This is a genomic window from Psychrobacter sp. S1-30-MNA-CIBAN-0213 (genome assembly GCF_040309845.1).
Classification (GTDB): Bacteria; Pseudomonadota; Gammaproteobacteria; order Pseudomonadales; family Moraxellaceae; genus Psychrobacter.
On sequence record NZ_JBEOPE010000002.1, the window covers coordinates 38,617 to 55,853 of the forward strand.

Genomic DNA, 17,237 nt, shown 5'->3' on the forward strand with positions numbered 1-17,237 from the left:
AACGAAGCAATCACACTCTAAAAACCTACGACCGTGAAGACCGCTTAGACCCTCGACCTTTTGCAGGGCGCCTGCCATTTGCTGCAGGTTTGCCATTGCCCCCAGCCTTCTTACCATAACCAGAAGGACGCCCACCTTTAGAACCCGCTGGTTTTCCAGCACCGTCTTTAGGGTGTTTACTATTCCCCTTTGCTGCGCCCCTTGGTTTTGAAGACGCCTTTGACTTTGAAGAGGTATCAATGCGAGGTTTTTTTCGTGGCGCATTACGAGATTTCTTGGCCGGAGCACTAGCATTGGCAGAAGAATCTTCTATAGATTTAAGTAGTACAGACAACTCTTTTGGGGTTAAATCTCGCCAATCTCCAACTGGAAGACCCTTAAGATTCACATTCATAATCCGCGTACGCTCAAGCTTCACGACTTCATAGCCAAAATGCTCACACATGCGACGAATTTGACGATTCAAACCTTGTACTAGCGTGATGTTAAACACGGTGGGCGCGACCTTAGTCACTGGGCATTTTTTGGTCATCTTGCCAAGCATTGGCACGCCACCGGCTAAACCTTCAATAAAACTATCCGTTATCGGCTTATTCACCGTCACCAAATATTCTTTTTCATGGTTATTGCCAGCACGTAATACCTTATTAACCAGATCGCCATTACTGGTCAAAAAGATTAAACCCTGAGAATCTTTATCCAAACGGCCAATCGGGAAAATACGTACGCTATGTCTGACAAAATCAACAATGTTATTTTTCTCGGAGCTTTCCGTGGTGCTTACAATGCCGACTGGCTTATTTAATACAATAAAAACAAAGTCATCAGCTTCTTTCGGCTCAATGAGCTGCCCGTTTACTTTTACTGTATCTCCAGCAACCACTTGCTCACCCACCGAAGCACGCTTGCCATTGACGTACACATTGCCTTGTTCAATAAAGCGGTCAGCGTCTCTTCGAGAGCAAATACCGCTTTCGCTGATGTATTTATTTAAACGAGTCGAGGAAGCGTTAAACATAAAGCACCGTTTTTACCTAATAAAAAGCCTTCTTTGCTAAGAAAAAAGCCTAAATTGAATGGATCGTCAACAACGAAATAGCTCACATTATATAGGAAAGTCAGTGCCCATTTCAGGAGAGATGGGCAAAAACCTAGAAATGTATCCAGAATCGTATAAATCGAGATGGCGTTGAAAGAGCTTCTTCATGATGTTAAAAGATCAAAAAGCTTATACGAATTAAAAGACGTAGGACGGACAAACGAAGCTACTCTCTAATCGAAAAACGGCAGTGAAAGCAGATCTTTCATTTTAAACCGCCCCAATATTTTCGTATTAACTCAGAATGTTTCGTCTTCGACAATCTTGGGACGGTTCACTATCAAAACCACCCATCTTCCAAAAGATGCTCTGTATTACTCAGTTTAAACTCAGTATGTAGATCGTAAAACGTTCCTGGATCTTCAACATTACCGAGCAACTCTCGCTTACTGAGCGCCACAAACATCGCCAGCGAATAAGCCGCACAATGGATAGACTTTTTTGGATTAAACTCAATATCGGTAAAGGCTTGATATTGCATAACCTCCTCATGTAGCTGAGAGTTTTGCTTTAGTGCATTGATATAAAGCCAATCATAAAACGCGGTTAGTGGCTCAATACCCCACTCCACACCAAAATCATTGTAGCTAATAAGCTGACCTGAGTCGTGTAAGCGCTCGTCTTTTTTGGCTTGTCTTGGCGGCGCCGTTAGCAAGTCAGTATAGGGACCACCCTGTTCAAAAACCTTACTGGCCTGAAAGATGTTTTCGACACTATACTGCCCGCCATTATGCTCATCAGTGAGCTGTAAGCTGAGTGGACTCAGCAAAAAGCTTAACTTATTGCCAGACTTACTAGATAGCTCTAAGACGTGACTGAAACCATATTTTTTGCGAATGACTTGATGCAGGTCATTGATGGATTTTTTCTTTTGGCGACTGGCAAACCCCACATGCCGCTCAAACCTAACCATGTCCGTTTTTACCAGATTGTCACTGTTGACTCTAGGCATAAATACGGGTTTTTGCTCTACAGCGTTTTTACTTTGTTCCATAATTTATAGTCTTTATTTCATAGCGATGGGCATTATATCAATAGTTTTGTATAAATGTTCTTTGATAGCGGATCTTACATAAATAGCGTTTAAATAAGCAGTGATTTAAATACATTATAATCTGACTAAGGCTTGGAATAGTACACTCAATGCGATACTAAATCATAATAAGGACTACTAAGGTTTAAGCGCTAATTGCTAAGCTGAAAAAACCACTTCCTCATCTTCTTCTTGCCAAGGTTGAAACTTGGTCATCGCTTGCAAAAAGAGTGGATGCTCCAGCCAGTGTTGTAGCCAACGCTGCAAATTTGGGTAAGACAGACTGTAAAAAACATCGCGATCTACATGGGCGAATTGACGGACAAAAGGCATGATGCCAATATCGGCAATGGTTACCTTATCTCCAAGTAAGTAATGTTTATTACTCAACAACTCTTCTAAAACCTGTAAAAACTCTTCACCCTGTAGCCGATACTCTTTTTGGGTCATCTCCAAATGACGGTCAGCATATTTATAGCGATCCAGCCAATGCTTAAAGTCATTATCATTTTTATCGATCAGCGCATTGGCCTGAGATAAAATCTCAGCATCAAGCAACCCTTGCGGATCTTTCTGCTCAAGCGCCCACTCCATTATCTCTCTACTTTCTTCAATCACTTTACCATCAGTAAGCTGTAGAACAGGTACAGTACCTTTTGGGCTAATCGCTACCATCTGTGATGGCTTGTTCTTTAGTACTATCTCCCGCAGCTCTACTTGCTGCTCAGCAAACAAGATGCCAAGCCTAGCACGTATGGCGTATGGGCAGCGGCGAAAAGAGTACAAAAGAGGTAATGAAGCAGTCATAGATGTTTTTCTCAGTTGAATCGAGATGAGTGACGTCAGAAATGAAGGCTATTATCTTACTATTTACCATATTCTATGCTAAATCATAGAGACAACACCTTTACTGCTCATGATAACAACGCGAACACTTGCCTTCAATGATGATTATATTACCCCCATGTTAGAACTCCTTTGCTCTATCCAAACTCTAACAGGTTAAGCTCTAGTAAATTGCAATCGAAGACCCGAAGCCAAGCTAGTAGTAAGCCATTAATCATAATATATTAGAAAGCAGTTGGTAAAAAAAAGCCCCACTATAATAGTGAGGCTATGCTATGTTGATATGTTTAAAAATTCGCTGTTTACGACTAAAAAAACTTTAAGTACTTCTTCTTAAGCACCGCTGGCTTTTGCCAGTTTACGCTCCACTTTATCAATCTCCGCACTCTTCTGCTCAACAATCAACTTATAATCCTTAGTAGCATCACGAGACATCCAATGTACACTATTAAACCTAAAACCAACGTCTGACGGTAAGCTATATTTGGGTGAATAATTAGGTAAATGCGCCAACTGATATTTAATCTGGGCGATATCTTCTACGAATGGCTCATAAGGTATATCAAGTATTAAGAAAAGCTTTACTAGAAACTCCTCAGCCGTAAAGCATTTATCAATATAACTACCATCAAGCCCAAGATGTTTATTCGACAATACATGACGCAGGCGCTCACAGGCGGGTATGGTATGCTTTAGAGGGTAACCCATAATTTTTACAATATCTTGCGCACGCAGTTCAAGCGTGTCTATTTGAGTAATAGCATATTGTGCTAAAGGATGACGCGGATGATAACGGCGAGTATATTTGGATTGATTAGTAGAGTGGCTCATGATATTGAACACCTTAGATTCCTATAACTCCGACAAAAAAGTATAAAATCAGGCACAAATGAGGATGTCGGAGTACAGGCTCATGCGCTTTACCAGGATTGTTTTATATCGTGCTGGAAGTTGCAAGGTTTGTACGTCGCCAATAATTGCAATTATGATAATTGGCAGTAGCGATTGGCAATACAAAACTGTTAAACCCACGATAGTTTGTTGAATGATGATAGCATATCAGATGAGAGTAAATAAATACTAATATGTGTGCTTCTTTTTTAGAATTATTGTTAGTCCGTAACATATAGCCGATTCGCTTTAAAACCGATACAGTGCTGCTGGGATATGTTTTGCGCAGCCTCTGGCTGCAACGACATAGCAAGCAAGTAAAATTTATACCAGTAGCACGACATTATTGATGTATCAATTTTATTTCGAACTGACCATCTAACGCTAAACCACTTATTAACAATCATTATCAAAAAAGCCCTTTCACTAATGCCCTTGACTTGGTATCTTGCCTCGCCACTCTTATATCGTTAAAGACTTTTATTACCAAATATGTTTGACCCTACTATTGGCTAACCCTCCTTTTATATTAATACCTTTTTTGTATTGGATCTTATGAAACACAACCTTAAGGCGAGCTCAAATGCTCGCCGGACTCAGTATTTTCAAGTGTTTTTGATGGGCGTCAGTGCCTTTATCATGAATACCACAGAATTTGTCCCTGTCGCCTTATTAAGCGACATTGCTCAAGACTTTTCTATTACTACAGCTGAGACTGGATGGATGTTAACGCTCTACGCTTGGATCGTCGCTGCTATGTCATTGCCACTGATGCTGCTGACCAGTCGCTTTGAGCGTAAAAGCTTACTCTTAGGCTTGTTTGCGGTATTTATTGCCAGTCATGTATTGTCAGTATTTGCGTGGAGCTTTGATGTGCTGCTCATTAGCCGAGTTGGGATTGCACTATCACATGCGATATTTTGGTCCATCACGGCGGCGATTGCCATACGTGTGGCGCCTGAAGGCAAAAAAGCACTGGCACTTAGCGTACTTGCGACGGGTACCTCATTAGCGATGGTGCTAGGTGTGCCTTTGGGTCGCTTGGTCGGTCAATGGTTTGGCTGGCGCGCGACATTTGGCGGTATTGGCGGTATTGCCTTTATCGTATTTGTGCTGCAAATGAGACTGTTGCCAACATTGCCGAGCATGTTTGAAGGCTCATTTAGAAAAATTCCAGAACTGCTGAAAAACCCGTTATTGGTCTGCCTGTATTTACTCATCCTACTGGTCTTTACAGCGCACTATACTGCTTACTCTTATATCGAACCTTTCATGCGTCAGGTCGGTTCAGTCAGTGAAAACTCGGCTACTTTTGTCCTGCTCTTATTCGGTGTCGCGGGGATTGCAGGTAGTGTGATATTCAGTCGTTGGGGTGATAGATTTAATACTAGGCTAATGCTGATATCGACGATACTGATGCTACTGTCTATGCTCACTTTGTCGCTTGTAGTAACGTCGATATGGGCGCTCAGTATGAATGCGTTACTCTGGGGAGCTGCACTTATGCTGCTTATTATCTCCATGCAGGCTAAAGTCATCATGGTCGATGTTAATGCGCAAGACATGCTGATGTCGATGTTCTCAGGTATTATCAATTTAGGGATTGGTACAGGTGCGCTATTTGGAGGTTATGCAGTGACGCATCTCTCGCTATCAAGCGTGGGCTATGTTGGGGCAGCTATCGCTGTTATGGCATTACTACTGATGCTGTTTATGATAAAACGCTTTCCTGAGTTAAGTAGAAGACTCGGTTAGATAAAAGGCTAAAGTTGTAGCTAAAAAGACGATGTTAAAAAGTAACAGTCAAAATGCCAGCCATTTAAATGAGCTGGCATTTTCTTTAATAGAGCTACTTGTAAAATCATTTCAGTAATCTAGTCAAATACCAATTGAACGAACGTTCAGGTAAAGTTATACTCGTTTCTATTGGATAGAAATATAATCGATTGCCATATCAAAAAAGCTGATTGGAATAGCCTAACTGACATAAGTAACTAAGCAAGGAGCGAAAGCTATTTATGTCAATATCATGCAACAGTCGATGAAAGACCTATAAGAATTAAGCACAAAAGGATGAGTGTAAAATGGATAAAACTTGCAACAGGGAAGTATTCTTCTTCGGCCTAAATACAATTATGACGGGCATCACGAACTTTCAAATGCTTCGACTTGTCGGAGCTTCGTGATGCATGATGAAATCATTCAACAAGAAGACCAAGGTAGCACTCCTCCTCTCAGACTAGGCGGGTTAAATTATGCTTGGATTGTAGCCGCTACAGGCTCTATAGCGATGTTCTGTGGACTTGGCTTAGGACGATTTGCATTTGGTATGTTGCTACCATCAATGTCTTCTTCTTTGGGATTAAATTATACCCAAAGCGGAATATTGGGCTTCACTAACCTGATAGGATATCTGGTTGCCGTTCTTTTAAGCCCGCTAATCATACCTCGATTTGGTACTCGAATTACTGGTACTGCCAGCCTGCTTTTAATCGCCCTCTCTATGCTTGGTATGGCTTTTACCACCAGCTTTCCCCTACTCTGCGCGCTTTACGTATTGACTGGCATTGGTAGCGGTGGCGTGGTCTTACCAATGATGAGTGTTATGTCGCACTGGTTTTTCCCTTCACATCGTGGGCTCGCCTTGGGACTGGTCATGGCTGGCCCTGGGTTTGGCATTATTCTATCGGGCTTCGTGGTACCAAAACTCTTACCCATCTTTGGTCTATTGTCTTGGCAGACGGGTTGGCTCATTTTTGCAGTTATTAATGTCATAGTGGCTTGGCTTACCTTCACTTTGATTCGCAATCATCCAGATGATGTTAATCAAAATCCCTTTGGACGTCTGCCCACCTCACCTGTCAAAAATAAGAAAAAGCTAGAACGTAGTAACGTCAAACTGCTCGTACATTTGGGTATCATTTTTGCCATTTATGGCGCCACTTATATGGTTTACGTGACCTTTATTGTGACCAGCATGGTTGGATCATATCAACTGAGTGAAGCGACTGCGGGCGGTATTTGGGCGTGGATTGGTCTGCTGAGTGTCTTTTCAGGCATGTTGTTTGGCTGGATTTCTGACCATATTGGCAGACGCCTTGGGCTCGCGCTGGCTTTTTTCTTCCTTGCCATTGCTTATCTGCTGGTTGGATTGACTGATTGGACTTTAGGGCTTTACTTGTCAATTATCTTGTTTGGCTTAGTAGTTTGGAGCGTCCCTGTCATTATGGCGGCCTCTGCTGGCGATTATTTCGGGCCTGCAGCGGCCGCAAGTGCGCTCGCAGCCCTGACGTTTGCCTTTTCAGGCGGACAGGCTCTTGGGCCAGTGGCAGCAGGCTATCTCGCAGAAATCACGGGAGACTTTAGCATCAGTTATATGATGTCTGGCATTGCAGCCTTTGTAGCGATTGGACTTGCTTTATTATTAAAGCCACAAAAATCTGCTTAGTCTGCTTAGTAAGAGTCCTTTTGTATTTGACTTCAATGACATGAACGACTACTCAAACTATACTTGAACGGTCGTTCATTTTTGTTTATAGTGGTTGTAAGACTAATACCTAAACCTTTTGAGCCCTTTAAGGATACCAACATGCTTAAATTCTATTTTCACCAAACCCCAAACCCTATGAAAGTGGCTCTTTATTTAATGGAGACGGGTTTAGCGTACGAATTAATGCCAATAGATACCATGAAAGGTGAGCAACATACGCCTGAATATCGCGCGATTAATCCGAATGGTAAAACCCCAGCTATCGAAGATGATGGAAACCGTGTCTTTGATTCGACGGCTATTTTGATGTACTTGGCTGAAAAAACAGGCCAGCTTGCAGGAAAGGCTGAAGATCGAGGTGAAATGCTCTCATGGCTAATGTTTGTCGCGACCGGCTTAGGCCCATTTTCTGGTCAATCCGTGCACTTTAGACATAAAGCACCCGAAAAAATACCTTATGCGATCAATCGCTATCTTCGTGAGGCTGAGCGTCATTACGAAGTGCTAGATAAGCATATGGAAGGCCGTGAATATCTGGTTGGTAACGACTATTCTATTGCGGATATCTCCGCTTGGGGCTGGGTCGATAAGGCAACGTTTGTCTTGGGCGAAGAAGGGTTAGACAACTACCCTAATCTTAAACGTTGGTTTGCTAGTATAAACGCTCGTCCTGCTGTAGATAAGGCTCGCAATATTGCTAAAGACATTCAGTTCAAATCCGATTTTGATGACGCAGCTGCACGCGCCCTCTATCCACAAAACTTTGCGAAAAACACTGAATATAATAGTTAATAAATAAAATAGATACACTGGAAGAATACGCGATACTGGTACAAATTTTTCTTGCGTGCTGTGCCTATGCCGCTCGATGCTGCAAAAAATTTATTCCAGTCTCGCTGCATCTCTTTTAAGAGACCTAACTACAGCAATAACCCCGAACATAAAAATAGGAATAATAATGGAAAACCAATATGTACCCCCAAAAATTTGGACGCATGATGCAGAGAGTGGCGGTAAGTGGGCCAGTGTGAATCGCCCCGTTTCAGGTGCTACCCATGAGAAAGAATTACCAGTAGGCAAACATGCTTTGCAACTGTACTCAATGGGCACGCCTAACGGTCAAAAAGTCACTATCATGCTAGAAGAGTTATTAGCATTAGGCAAAGACGCAGAATATGACGCCCATATGATTAATATTGGCGAAGGCGATCAGTTTTCATCAGGCTTTGTAGATATCAATCCTAACTCTAAAATTCCAGCTTTCGTTGATTACTCTGGCACTGAGCCTGAAGCGGTATTTGAATCTGCTTCTATTTTAGTTTATCTTGCTGAAAGATTTGGGGTCTTGTTACCTGAAAAAGGCAGCAAACGTACCCAAGTCTTTAACTGGTTATTCTGGTTACATGGTTCTGCGCCCTACTTAGGGGGCGGTTTCGGGCATTTTTACGCTTATGCACCCGAAAAGTTTGAATATGCCATCAATCGCTTTACAATGGAAACCAAGCGCCAGTTAGACGTTCTCGATAAGCAATTGGCAAAAAATGAATTTATTGCTGGTGATGAGTATAGTATCGCTGACATTGCCACTTGGCCTTGGTATGGCAATTTAGTCTTAGGCAATCAGTATGAGGCAAAGGACTTTTTGCAAGTCGATGATTACACCCATGTGCAGCGCTGGGCAAAAGCCATCTTAGCGCGACCAGCCGTACAACGTGGCCGCATCGTTAACCGTACTCACGGTGAAGAATGGGAACAGCTGGAAAATCGCCATAGTGCGACAGATATCGATAAAGTGTTGGCACTAAAACCAGAGTAACTGGTTCTCACCAATACAGGGCTGCTAGGATAAGTTTTTTGCAGCGACTAGCTACAGCACGCAAGAAAAAATTATCCTAACAGCACGTTATAATGGTTATGCTTTTGTTGTTTAGGATTAATGCTACCAATAATATTAGTGTGACTTGGTTTTCCAGATTTTAAGACTATATTTTTAATAAGCTCATATCTTTAATAAGATACTAGCTTTTAAGGTGAAAATTATGAGTGCACAAGCGAAGTTTAATCGTGATGATGTCATTGAAAAAGCCAAAAACCTCTATTGGGAAAAGGGCTATCACGCTACCTCTATGAGAAATCTGCAAGATGTCGTTGATATGCGCCCCGGTAGTATCTATGCCGCTTTTGGTAATAAAGACAATTTGTTTAAAGAGGCATTAAATCGATATGCGGAAGAAGGTGCTGCGAATCTCGCCAATAGTATTGCCCAAGAAAAAACAGTGCTTGCTGGCCTAAAGCGCTTCATTCATAGCGTCACTGTCTGTAGTAAAGGCACTGCACCTAGCGGCATGTGTATGGTGGTCAAAACTATCGGTGAGCTCACGCAAAACGATAGTCCAGATTTGCTTAATCACGCAACAAGCATTTTAGAACGTGTTGAATCCTCTTTTGTTAAGACTTTTCAACAAGCCATTGATAATGGTGAAATTAGTAGTAATAAAGATCCAGCTGAACTGGCTCGCTACTTTCAAATTCAGGTAATGGGTTTAAGAACTTATGCGCAAGTCAGCAGTGATACGGATGCGGTAGAAAAGTACATTGATGGTATATTCGAAGGTATTCTTTAATAAGGTATTTTTTAATAAGGTATCCACTAATCTTATTTAGCGTTTATCCATTCAAAGCATCACTTTCAATCAGCCCATCTACCAGATTGATGGTGCGATCACAGGAAGCCGACAGACGTGGATCATGAGTGACTAGCAGCACGCCACAATCGTGTTCGCGATTGACCTTACGGAACAGCTCAAACACTTCAGCAGCTGTAACTGTATCTAGATTACCAGTCGGTTCGTCAGCTAATAATAGCGCAGGTTCCGTTATAAGTGCTCTTGCAATGGCTACTCGCTGCTGTTGACCACCCGAAAGCTCGTTCGGTTTGGTATCAGCAAACTTCTCCAGCCCAACCGCAGCCAGCAAGTCACCTGCTTTTTGTATCGCCAACTTATCTGGGCGACCTTTAGTCAGCATCAGTGGCATCAACACATTGTCTAACGCTGTAAACGCCTGAATGAGGTGATGAAACTGAAAGACAAAACCAATACTATGGCCTCGCAAGGCAGTACGTCCAGCATCATCCATATTACTAGTGGCCTGACCTAACAGATAGAGCTCACCACTGGTCGGCTTATCGAGCAAACCAAGCACGTTTAGCAACGTACTTTTCCCAGAGCCAGAGGGACCAATCAGCGCAGCAAAGTCATGTTTATCAATGCGTAAGTCAATGCCATGCAATACCTCAATCTCGTTAGGCTGACCAATATTATAAGATTTTTTCAACGCCTCTAAACGTAGGACTTCATGAGGGTTATTAGAGTTATGAATGTTATGAGAATTATGAAAGTTATTAGATGTATTGTCAGACATAGTATTGGACTCATGATTGGGCATGTGATTAAACATAGCGAATAGCCACTACTGGATCCAGAGCAGCGGCTCGACGTGATGGTATCGTAGCAGCCAGAATACCAGTGAGCGTCGCTAGTAACATTGCCAGCATGATTAAGTTTGCAGACACTGGAATATAAAATAAACCTGGTCCAAAAGTATTAAACACCCATACTAGAGCGTAACTGGCCACGCTACCTAGCATTGATCCGAGTAAACCAAAGACTGCACCCTGAATCAGAAAAATTCGTAAAATTTGCTGACGGGTAGCGCCAGTTGCACGTAAAATACCAATCTCTCGAGTGCGCTGTACAACGCTGACGGACAGCACACTCGCAATGCCAAAGGCTACCGAGATAGCAACGAAGACAATAATCATATTGGTAGATAGGCTTTGTGCGGAAAGCGCATTCATCAGTTGCGAGTTGGTCTCAATCCAGCTCTCTGCTTGCAATGAGGTCAAGCGACCTACCTGCGCGGCGATGTCTTCTGCCGCAAAGATATCTGCGACAGTTAAATCAATTACGGTGACCCCGCCTGGGAGACTGAGTAGTGATTGTGCCTGCTTCAGATCTAAGTAGACATAGCGTGCATCTAACTCACGTACACCTAAGTCAAATATACCGACGATATTTACCACTGCACTATTCTGCTGTCCAGTTTCTATGCGCAGCTTACTACCTACTTGTACCCCTAGGTTTTTTGCCAATTCACTGCCAATCAGGACATCATCAGCGCCTACTCGCAGCTCGCCACTAATGAGATAATCTTCCAGCGGAATGATCTTCTGGTAACGTTCAAGGTCGGTACCAACAAGTGCTACCGCCTCTAATGCATCACCGCGACGGACAAATGCTGGCCCTGATACCGTCGGTGATACTGCCGTCAATAATGGCAGCTGATCCAAAGTCGTCGTTACCTGCTGCCAGTTATTGATTGATCGTAGTCGCTGTGGGCGTTTATCTTCTTGTACCAGCTGTACAGTACCAGCTTTAGGCGGAATCACCCGATTGACTTCATCCGGTGACAACAAACGGATATGCGCCTGAGTGCCCAAGGTGTTTTCGATAAGATTAGACTGTAACCCTTGAACCAGAGCCGTAATAAAGATGATAACAGCCACACCCACTGCTACGCCTACGGTAATCATTAACGACTGCGCACGCCCCTCGCGCAAAAAACTCATCGCAATGGTTGCTTCAATCCATAGTCGCCCGAAGAAATTTTTCAATTTAATTTCACCGCTGGTTCATTACGGGTAGTTGAATTATTATTGTCAGTTGGAGCACTGATATTTGAGTCAATGCTATTTAAATAATTGCTACTTTCAGAGAATGGGGTTTCTTGTACTTCAGTGCGTACTCGCGCGCCATCAGCCAATGATGAAGTTGCATCAACTAATACTTGATCGCCAACGTTTAAACCCTCGATAACTTCGGACATTGCCAAGCCACGCAGGCCTAAAGTTACCTTCTGCCGTTGTACTTTGCCATTATGCAATAGCAGTACTTGGGCATTATCTTCTTGGACATTCGCTAAAGCATCGTTTGGAATCACTAGCGCTTGCTCGCGGCGACCTGTTTCGATGTTTACCGATACCGTCATGTCTTGGCGCAAGAATTGAGGCACTGGATCAACGTTTAATCTAACCTCGACTGTACCGCGCTGTGAGTCAATGCTTGGTGCAATGAAGTTAATACGAGCAGGAAAAGGTTTGTCTGGATAAGCATCAGTGACTCCTATCGCACTTTGCTGCAATGCTAGCCGTGATAAGTTGCGCTCATCAAGCGGCACCTCAATCTCCGTACTACCATCGAGCGCAATAGTAAATAAAGTTCGACCAGGCTGCACCAAATCACCAGGCTCTACATCTCGAGTTAATACCGTCCCTGATACCTCGCTACGTACTTCAGTTTTATCAAGTTGCGCTTGCAAGGCCGCGATACGCTCACGTAGTAAAACCTCCTCAACGCCGCCAGATGCTAATGCTTCTGCTCGCAAGCGTGCTGCTTCGAGATCATTACGAGCCTGATCTTCTGCCTGCTCTGCTTGCTCCATCTCTTCATCTGAGATTGCCGAAATCGCTGCCAGTTCGCGCCGACGTGCTACGTTACGACGAGCTTGTGCTAGCTGCACTTTCGCTTTGGACAAATCCACTACGGCTTGTGGTCGTGTACTAGTTATAAGTTCAGCCAACTCAGCCTCAGCTTGACGTACTTGAGCAGCAACGCCATCTGAATTTAGTACCAGCAATAGATCACCCTTCGCAACTTGATCACCTTCTTGTACCAAGCGCTCAAGTACCACACCAGTTACTTCACTGCCCACTTGAGTACGTGACGTCGTCACTACACGTCCGGTCGCTACCACCGTCTGTACCAGTGGCATGGATGAGACGCTGTAACTAGGCAACAACGGCCCTCGCCACCAACGGAATATCACAAAACCAACTGCAAGCATCAGCAGTACGATAACAATCACATACTTATAGTTGACAGCGCGCAATAGGTTTCTCCAGTTCAAATTAAAAGTGGTTATATCGATAGGCAAAGTAGCTTATACATAAACATTGTAAATCTAATTTTGTACATAACAAGTGTGTCAAAACTCAAATTTTCTTCTTAACCTACTTAGCTAACAGCTGCACACAGCGCTGAATCACTGGTGCATCGACCATTTCACCATCTACTTTAAACACAGCTTGTCCACTGCGCTCATATTCTTCTACCACACGCCTAGCAAACTCAATTTCAGCATCTGTCGGTTGCAGCGCATTTTGGACAATAGCCACTTGCTTAGGATGAATACAGAGCATGCCGGACATTCCCATTTGTGACCACAGCTGTACGCGAGCGCTTAATCCCTCAGTGTCATTAAAATCGGGATACACGGTATCAATAGGCGGCAATAGCTGATTGATTTTTGAAGTAAGGATTAATTGATAGCGAATCTGATTGGCGACGATATCTGCCGCTAGCGTCCCTACTTGGACTCCCAGATCATTGCATAAGTCTAGAAAGCCATAACTGAACGCGATTAGTCCTGACGCTTTTGCCATAGCATCGACTTGGTGCAAACCTATGGCATTTTCTATTAATGTAATGATAGATAAGCCGGTTAAATGATGAATGTATTCGATATCTGTGGCTTGTTCAGCTTTAGGCAGTATGACTCCAGCGAGATTGGGCATCTTCTCACATGCTTTTATATCTTCAGCAAAATCAGTACTACCTGCTTGATTAATTCGTACCCAAACTGGTTGATAGTCTGCACTATCATAGTATCCTTGTAATGCTTTGCGCGCTTGCGCTTTATCCTCTTGAGCAACTGCATCCTCTAAATCAACAATCACTGCATTTGCACCACTGGCAAAGGCTTTGCTTACTCTATCTATTCGAGTCGCTGGGACGAATAACCATGTCTTGGTATTTGCCACGTTAGCCATATGAGTGAAATTTTTATTGCTAGGTGCTTGCATGTTAGTGTCCATTTTTTTAAATATAATTGTCTTCTGAGTGATGAAAATAGAAGAAAAAAGCCAGACAACATAAATGCTGTCTGGCTTTAACCATAATAGTAACACGGTTATTAATCAATACTTTACTGATTTATATAGCTTGCAAGAATGCTCATCAATTTATCTGATGATTTTTAAACATTGTCCCGCATGATACAGCGTCAATCCTACTTCAGTAAATCCAGATTTGAGTCCTCCAAAAGAGACTTTTGCTTCTTCTAAAGTCTTAAATGGTAATGGAATACTGTCTCTATTGCCCGTCAGTATATAGTCTGCAAAGCACTTGCCCATTAGCGTGCCTGTGGTAATACCGCGTCCGTTATAAGCCGTTGCTGTAAGTAAGCCTTCATCGGGCTCCATTACTCGAAAGATATGATCTTGCGTAAAGCCAAAGCTACCAGTCCATTCATACTGCCATTTAAATGCTGGCAAATCTGGATAATAGCTCTTTTGTACAGCGTTGGCCCATGATTGGTAAAAGGATTTTGGTTTAAGCTGCGTACCACCGACCGTTCCTAATAACAGGCGATCATCGTCATCACGACGAAAGCTAGATAATGCTAAGCGCGTATCCCATGCACCTGTTCTGTATGGCAAAATACGATCTGCAGCCTCTCCGCTGAGTGGCTCAGACGCAATCTGATAGTAATAAACCAGATAAAACGTCTTGGTAATTTCTGTCCATTCGCCTTCGGTATAGGCATTAGTCGCAATAATGACACGCTCAGACTTTACGCGGGCTTTAGCAGTCCTTGTGTACCAATGGCCATCTACTTTTTCTAGTGCTTCAACAGCTGAATGCTCGTAGATAGTGACACCAAGACTGGTTGCTACTTTTGCGAGTCCTCTGACATAAGCCAACGGGTTTATGGTACCAGCACGATGATCTAGTAGTGCTTTATTGATACTTTTGGTACCGCAATATTCATGGCATTTGCTTCCGGTCAATACCTCAATATTCGCACCGCGACGGCTTAGTTGCTCGTATCTGATATCGACATCAACTTCACCTTTGGCATTATGTGCCATGTGGATATTACCGGCTTGAGTGGCTTGTGCATCGATATTATAACGCTTGATTAAGTCAAATACTAAGCTTGGCGCTTGTCCAAGGGCTTCTGTCAGACGCTCACCTGCCGCTTCACCTAAAGCAATATTCAAGTCATCAGGCCGTGCCCAAGTTCCTGCATTGACTAGCCCTACGCTTTTCCCTGAGCCGCCACTACCGATCGTTTGACTCTCTAGCAAGATAACCTTGACGCCTTTTTCGGCCAGATGAATCGCAGCCGATAACCCTGTATAACCGCCTCCAATGATACAAATAGTCGCTTGAGTATCGCTACTCATCTGGCTGTAGGTGTCAATATTGGGCGCAGTTATGTTCCACAAACATTGCTCTTGCAACATCTCATACTCCCTTCGTATCACACGTCACTAATTGAAGTTGAAGTAGCTGTATCGAGCTTTTCTACAGTGGGCTCTTCACGCGGTATAAACTTGTCAAGGAACGCCCATAACAAGCCAAATAAAGGCGACAACCAACACGCAAAAGCAAAAGGTGCATAAGTCAGTGTTGCTATGCCCAGTGTCGCTGCGACAAAGCTACCGCCCATGTTCCAAGGAATAAGCGGTGACAATAGCGTACCACTGTCTTCGATAGAGCGCGTTAGCGTCGTGCGCTTATAGCCCATCTCTTTATATTTCTCTTTTAGTAAACGACCTGGTAATACCAAAGTTGTATAAACGTCTCCGATTAAAGTACCAACGCCAAGGACGCTGGCATAAGTCGTTAGAATTAAACCAATACGCGACTTTACGGCCTTATCTATTTTCGCCATGATGGCTTTCAGTGTGCCGTAATGCTCAAGTGAGCCGACAAAAGCGAGTGCAAAGATGGTCAAAGTAATGACCCATGTCATTGACATGACGCCGCCTTTTGATAACAATTTATCAACGACCTCAAAACCCGTTTCGCTGACAAAGCCGTTTTGTAAAACATTAAAAATATCACTGACCCCAACGCCTTGTAGAAAAAACGCAATAACTGATGCCACGACAACGCCGCCTAAGACAGTCGGTATCGCTGGCATTTTCATAACAGCCGCGATAACAACCACAAGCGCAGGTAATAAGGTAATAATGCTTAAGTTGTAGTTGTCAGCTAGGCTTGTTTGTAAGGCTCGGATAGAAGATAAGTCAATACTGTCATCCCCATAACCCATGCCAATCCAGGCATAGAGCGCTAAGGCAGTAACCATTGCTGGGACGGTCGTCGGCAGCATACCTCTAATATGATCCCAAAGCTCAACACCTGCAGCAGCAGGAGTTAGGTTGGTGGTATCTGACAATGGTGACATTTTGTCCCCAAAAAAAGCACCAGAGACAATAGCGCCGCCTGTAAAATGCGCTGGAATACCAAGTCCCATACCGATACCCATCATCGCGAGACCAACCGTACCGACTGTGCCCCACGAGGTACCGGTGGCGACAGAAATAATGGCACAAATAATACAGACTGAAAATAAGAATGAGGAAGGAGAAAAAATACTAAAACCGTAATAAAGAATGGTCGGAACTGTCCCTGCAATAATCCATGAGCCAATGAGCATACCGACGCCCATTAGAATAATCATCGCTGGCAGGCCTATTTTAATAACCTTTAAGAACCGCTCCTCCATACCCTGCCAGTCACGGCCACGCATCTTCATAAATAAGCCAGTGATTAATATGCCACAGGCCAACGGTATATGCGGAGTAAAGTCTTTAAATACGAAAAACTGCACCATGAGAATCATGGCAGTCAATACTAGAGGGGCAATATCAAGTAAGAAGCTAGAAGATGGACCATAGCCATCATTAGCGGGGTCATGCGGTTTGTCATCGATCATGATAATTCTACCTTCCTTAGTAGCCGTCA

Annotated in this window: 15 protein-coding genes; 5 read left to right on the forward strand and 10 right to left on the reverse strand. The window is 43.4% G+C overall.

The window, feature by feature from the left end; all coding sequences use genetic code 11:
• Window positions 1-25 precede the first annotated feature (25 nt).
• The 4 genes from rluF to AAEY87_RS02015 form a co-directional block, all read right to left on the reverse strand.
• A complete protein-coding gene (gene rluF / locus AAEY87_RS02000) occupies window positions 26-1,018 on the reverse strand; it encodes a 23S rRNA pseudouridine(2604) synthase RluF (RefSeq protein WP_350655736.1) in 993 nt (330 codons plus the stop codon).
• A gap of 361 nt (window positions 1,019-1,379) precedes the next feature.
• Complete coding sequence (locus AAEY87_RS02005) at window positions 1,380-2,093, reverse strand: DarT1-associated NADAR antitoxin family protein (RefSeq protein ID WP_350655737.1); 714 nt, start codon at window positions 2,091-2,093, stop codon at window positions 1,380-1,382.
• Window positions 2,094-2,291: 198 nt separating this feature from the next.
• Entirely contained in the window at window positions 2,292-2,939 is a 648-nt protein-coding gene (locus tag AAEY87_RS02010) for a glutathione S-transferase (RefSeq protein WP_350655738.1), read from the reverse strand.
• Window positions 2,940-3,311: 372 nt separating this feature from the next.
• Window positions 3,312-3,809: a hypothetical protein gene (locus AAEY87_RS02015; RefSeq protein WP_203226492.1), complete on the reverse strand. Its 498-nt coding sequence runs from the start codon at window positions 3,807-3,809 to the stop codon at window positions 3,312-3,314.
• A gap of 615 nt (window positions 3,810-4,424) precedes the next feature.
• Here AAEY87_RS02015 and AAEY87_RS02020 point away from each other — a divergent pair.
• The 5 genes from AAEY87_RS02020 (at window position 4,425) to AAEY87_RS02040 (ending at window position 9,983) form a co-directional block, all read left to right on the forward strand.
• Window positions 4,425-5,624 (forward strand): sugar transporter, encoded by a 1,200-nt coding sequence (locus tag AAEY87_RS02020; RefSeq protein WP_068035138.1) that lies wholly within the window; start codon window positions 4,425-4,427, stop codon window positions 5,622-5,624.
• A gap of 430 nt (window positions 5,625-6,054) precedes the next feature.
• The gene (locus AAEY87_RS02025; protein WP_350655739.1) at window positions 6,055-7,317 is read left to right on the forward strand and encodes an MFS transporter; all 1,263 of its coding nucleotides are present in this window, start codon (window positions 6,055-6,057) and stop codon (window positions 7,315-7,317) included.
• A gap of 141 nt (window positions 7,318-7,458) precedes the next feature.
• The gene (locus AAEY87_RS02030; protein WP_350655740.1) at window positions 7,459-8,151 is read left to right on the forward strand and encodes a glutathione S-transferase family protein; all 693 of its coding nucleotides are present in this window, start codon (window positions 7,459-7,461) and stop codon (window positions 8,149-8,151) included.
• A 163-nt stretch (window positions 8,152-8,314) separates the two neighbouring features.
• Window positions 8,315-9,175: a glutathione-dependent disulfide-bond oxidoreductase gene (gene yghU, locus AAEY87_RS02035; RefSeq protein ID WP_350655965.1), complete on the forward strand. Its 861-nt coding sequence runs from the start codon at window positions 8,315-8,317 to the stop codon at window positions 9,173-9,175.
• A 223-nt stretch (window positions 9,176-9,398) separates the two neighbouring features.
• Window positions 9,399-9,983 (forward strand): TetR/AcrR family transcriptional regulator, encoded by a 585-nt coding sequence (locus AAEY87_RS02040; RefSeq protein WP_068035129.1) that lies wholly within the window; start codon window positions 9,399-9,401, stop codon window positions 9,981-9,983.
• A gap of 43 nt (window positions 9,984-10,026) precedes the next feature.
• Here AAEY87_RS02040 and AAEY87_RS02045 read toward each other — a convergent pair whose 3' ends face one another.
• The 6 genes from AAEY87_RS02045 to nhaC all read right to left on the reverse strand — a co-directional run bounded on the left by AAEY87_RS02045 (window position 10,027) and on the right by nhaC (window position 17,208).
• Window positions 10,027-10,782, reverse strand: a complete 756-nt coding sequence (locus AAEY87_RS02045; protein ID WP_350655741.1) for an ABC transporter ATP-binding protein — start codon at window positions 10,780-10,782, stop codon at window positions 10,027-10,029.
• Between the two features lie 28 nt (window positions 10,783-10,810).
• Window positions 10,811-12,034, reverse strand: coding sequence for an ABC transporter permease (locus tag AAEY87_RS02050; RefSeq protein ID WP_350655742.1), 1,224 nt, complete (start codon window positions 12,032-12,034; stop codon window positions 10,811-10,813).
• Window positions 12,031-13,308, reverse strand: coding sequence for an efflux RND transporter periplasmic adaptor subunit (locus AAEY87_RS02055; protein ID WP_350655743.1), 1,278 nt, complete (start codon window positions 13,306-13,308; stop codon window positions 12,031-12,033). The genes AAEY87_RS02050 and AAEY87_RS02055 overlap by 4 nt, the downstream gene beginning before the upstream one ends.
• Before the next feature lie 121 nt (window positions 13,309-13,429).
• Entirely contained in the window at window positions 13,430-14,281 is an 852-nt protein-coding gene (locus AAEY87_RS02060) for an HpcH/HpaI aldolase/citrate lyase family protein (RefSeq protein ID WP_350655744.1), read from the reverse strand.
• A 159-nt stretch (window positions 14,282-14,440) separates the two neighbouring features.
• Complete coding sequence (gene amaA, locus AAEY87_RS02065) at window positions 14,441-15,727, reverse strand: L-pipecolate oxidase (protein ID WP_068035121.1); 1,287 nt, start codon at window positions 15,725-15,727, stop codon at window positions 14,441-14,443.
• Between the two features lie 17 nt (window positions 15,728-15,744).
• Window positions 15,745-17,208 carry a Na+/H+ antiporter NhaC gene (gene nhaC / locus AAEY87_RS02070; protein ID WP_068035120.1) on the reverse strand — a complete coding sequence of 488 codons (1,464 nt, stop codon included), beginning with the start codon at window positions 17,206-17,208 and terminating at the stop codon, window positions 15,745-15,747.
• Between the last annotated feature and the right edge of the window lie 29 nt (window positions 17,209-17,237).

Coding starts and splice junctions, on each gene's coding strand:
- rluF (WP_350655736.1), bottom strand. CDS start 1,018: ATGTTTAACGCTTCCTCGACTCGTTTAAATAAATACATCAGCGAAAGC.
- AAEY87_RS02005 (WP_350655737.1), bottom strand. CDS start 2,093: ATGGAACAAAGTAAAAACGCTGTAGAGCAAAAACCCGTATTTATGCCT.
- AAEY87_RS02010 (WP_350655738.1), bottom strand. CDS start 2,939: ATGACTGCTTCATTACCTCTTTTGTACTCTTTTCGCCGCTGCCCATAC.
- AAEY87_RS02015 (WP_203226492.1), bottom strand. CDS start 3,809: ATGAGCCACTCTACTAATCAATCCAAATATACTCGCCGTTATCATCCG.
- AAEY87_RS02020 (WP_068035138.1), top strand. CDS start 4,425: ATGAAACACAACCTTAAGGCGAGCTCAAATGCTCGCCGGACTCAGTAT.
- AAEY87_RS02025 (WP_350655739.1), top strand. CDS start 6,055: ATGCATGATGAAATCATTCAACAAGAAGACCAAGGTAGCACTCCTCCT.
- AAEY87_RS02030 (WP_350655740.1), top strand. CDS start 7,459: ATGCTTAAATTCTATTTTCACCAAACCCCAAACCCTATGAAAGTGGCT.
- AAEY87_RS02040 (WP_068035129.1), top strand. CDS start 9,399: ATGAGTGCACAAGCGAAGTTTAATCGTGATGATGTCATTGAAAAAGCC.
- AAEY87_RS02045 (WP_350655741.1), bottom strand. CDS start 10,782: ATGTCTGACAATACATCTAATAACTTTCATAATTCTCATAACATTCAT.
- AAEY87_RS02060 (WP_350655744.1), bottom strand. CDS start 14,281: ATGCAAGCACCTAGCAATAAAAATTTCACTCATATGGCTAACGTGGCA.
- amaA (WP_068035121.1), bottom strand. CDS start 15,727: ATGTTGCAAGAGCAATGTTTGTGGAACATAACTGCGCCCAATATTGAC.
- nhaC (WP_068035120.1), bottom strand. CDS start 17,208: ATGATCGATGACAAACCGCATGACCCCGCTAATGATGGCTATGGTCCA.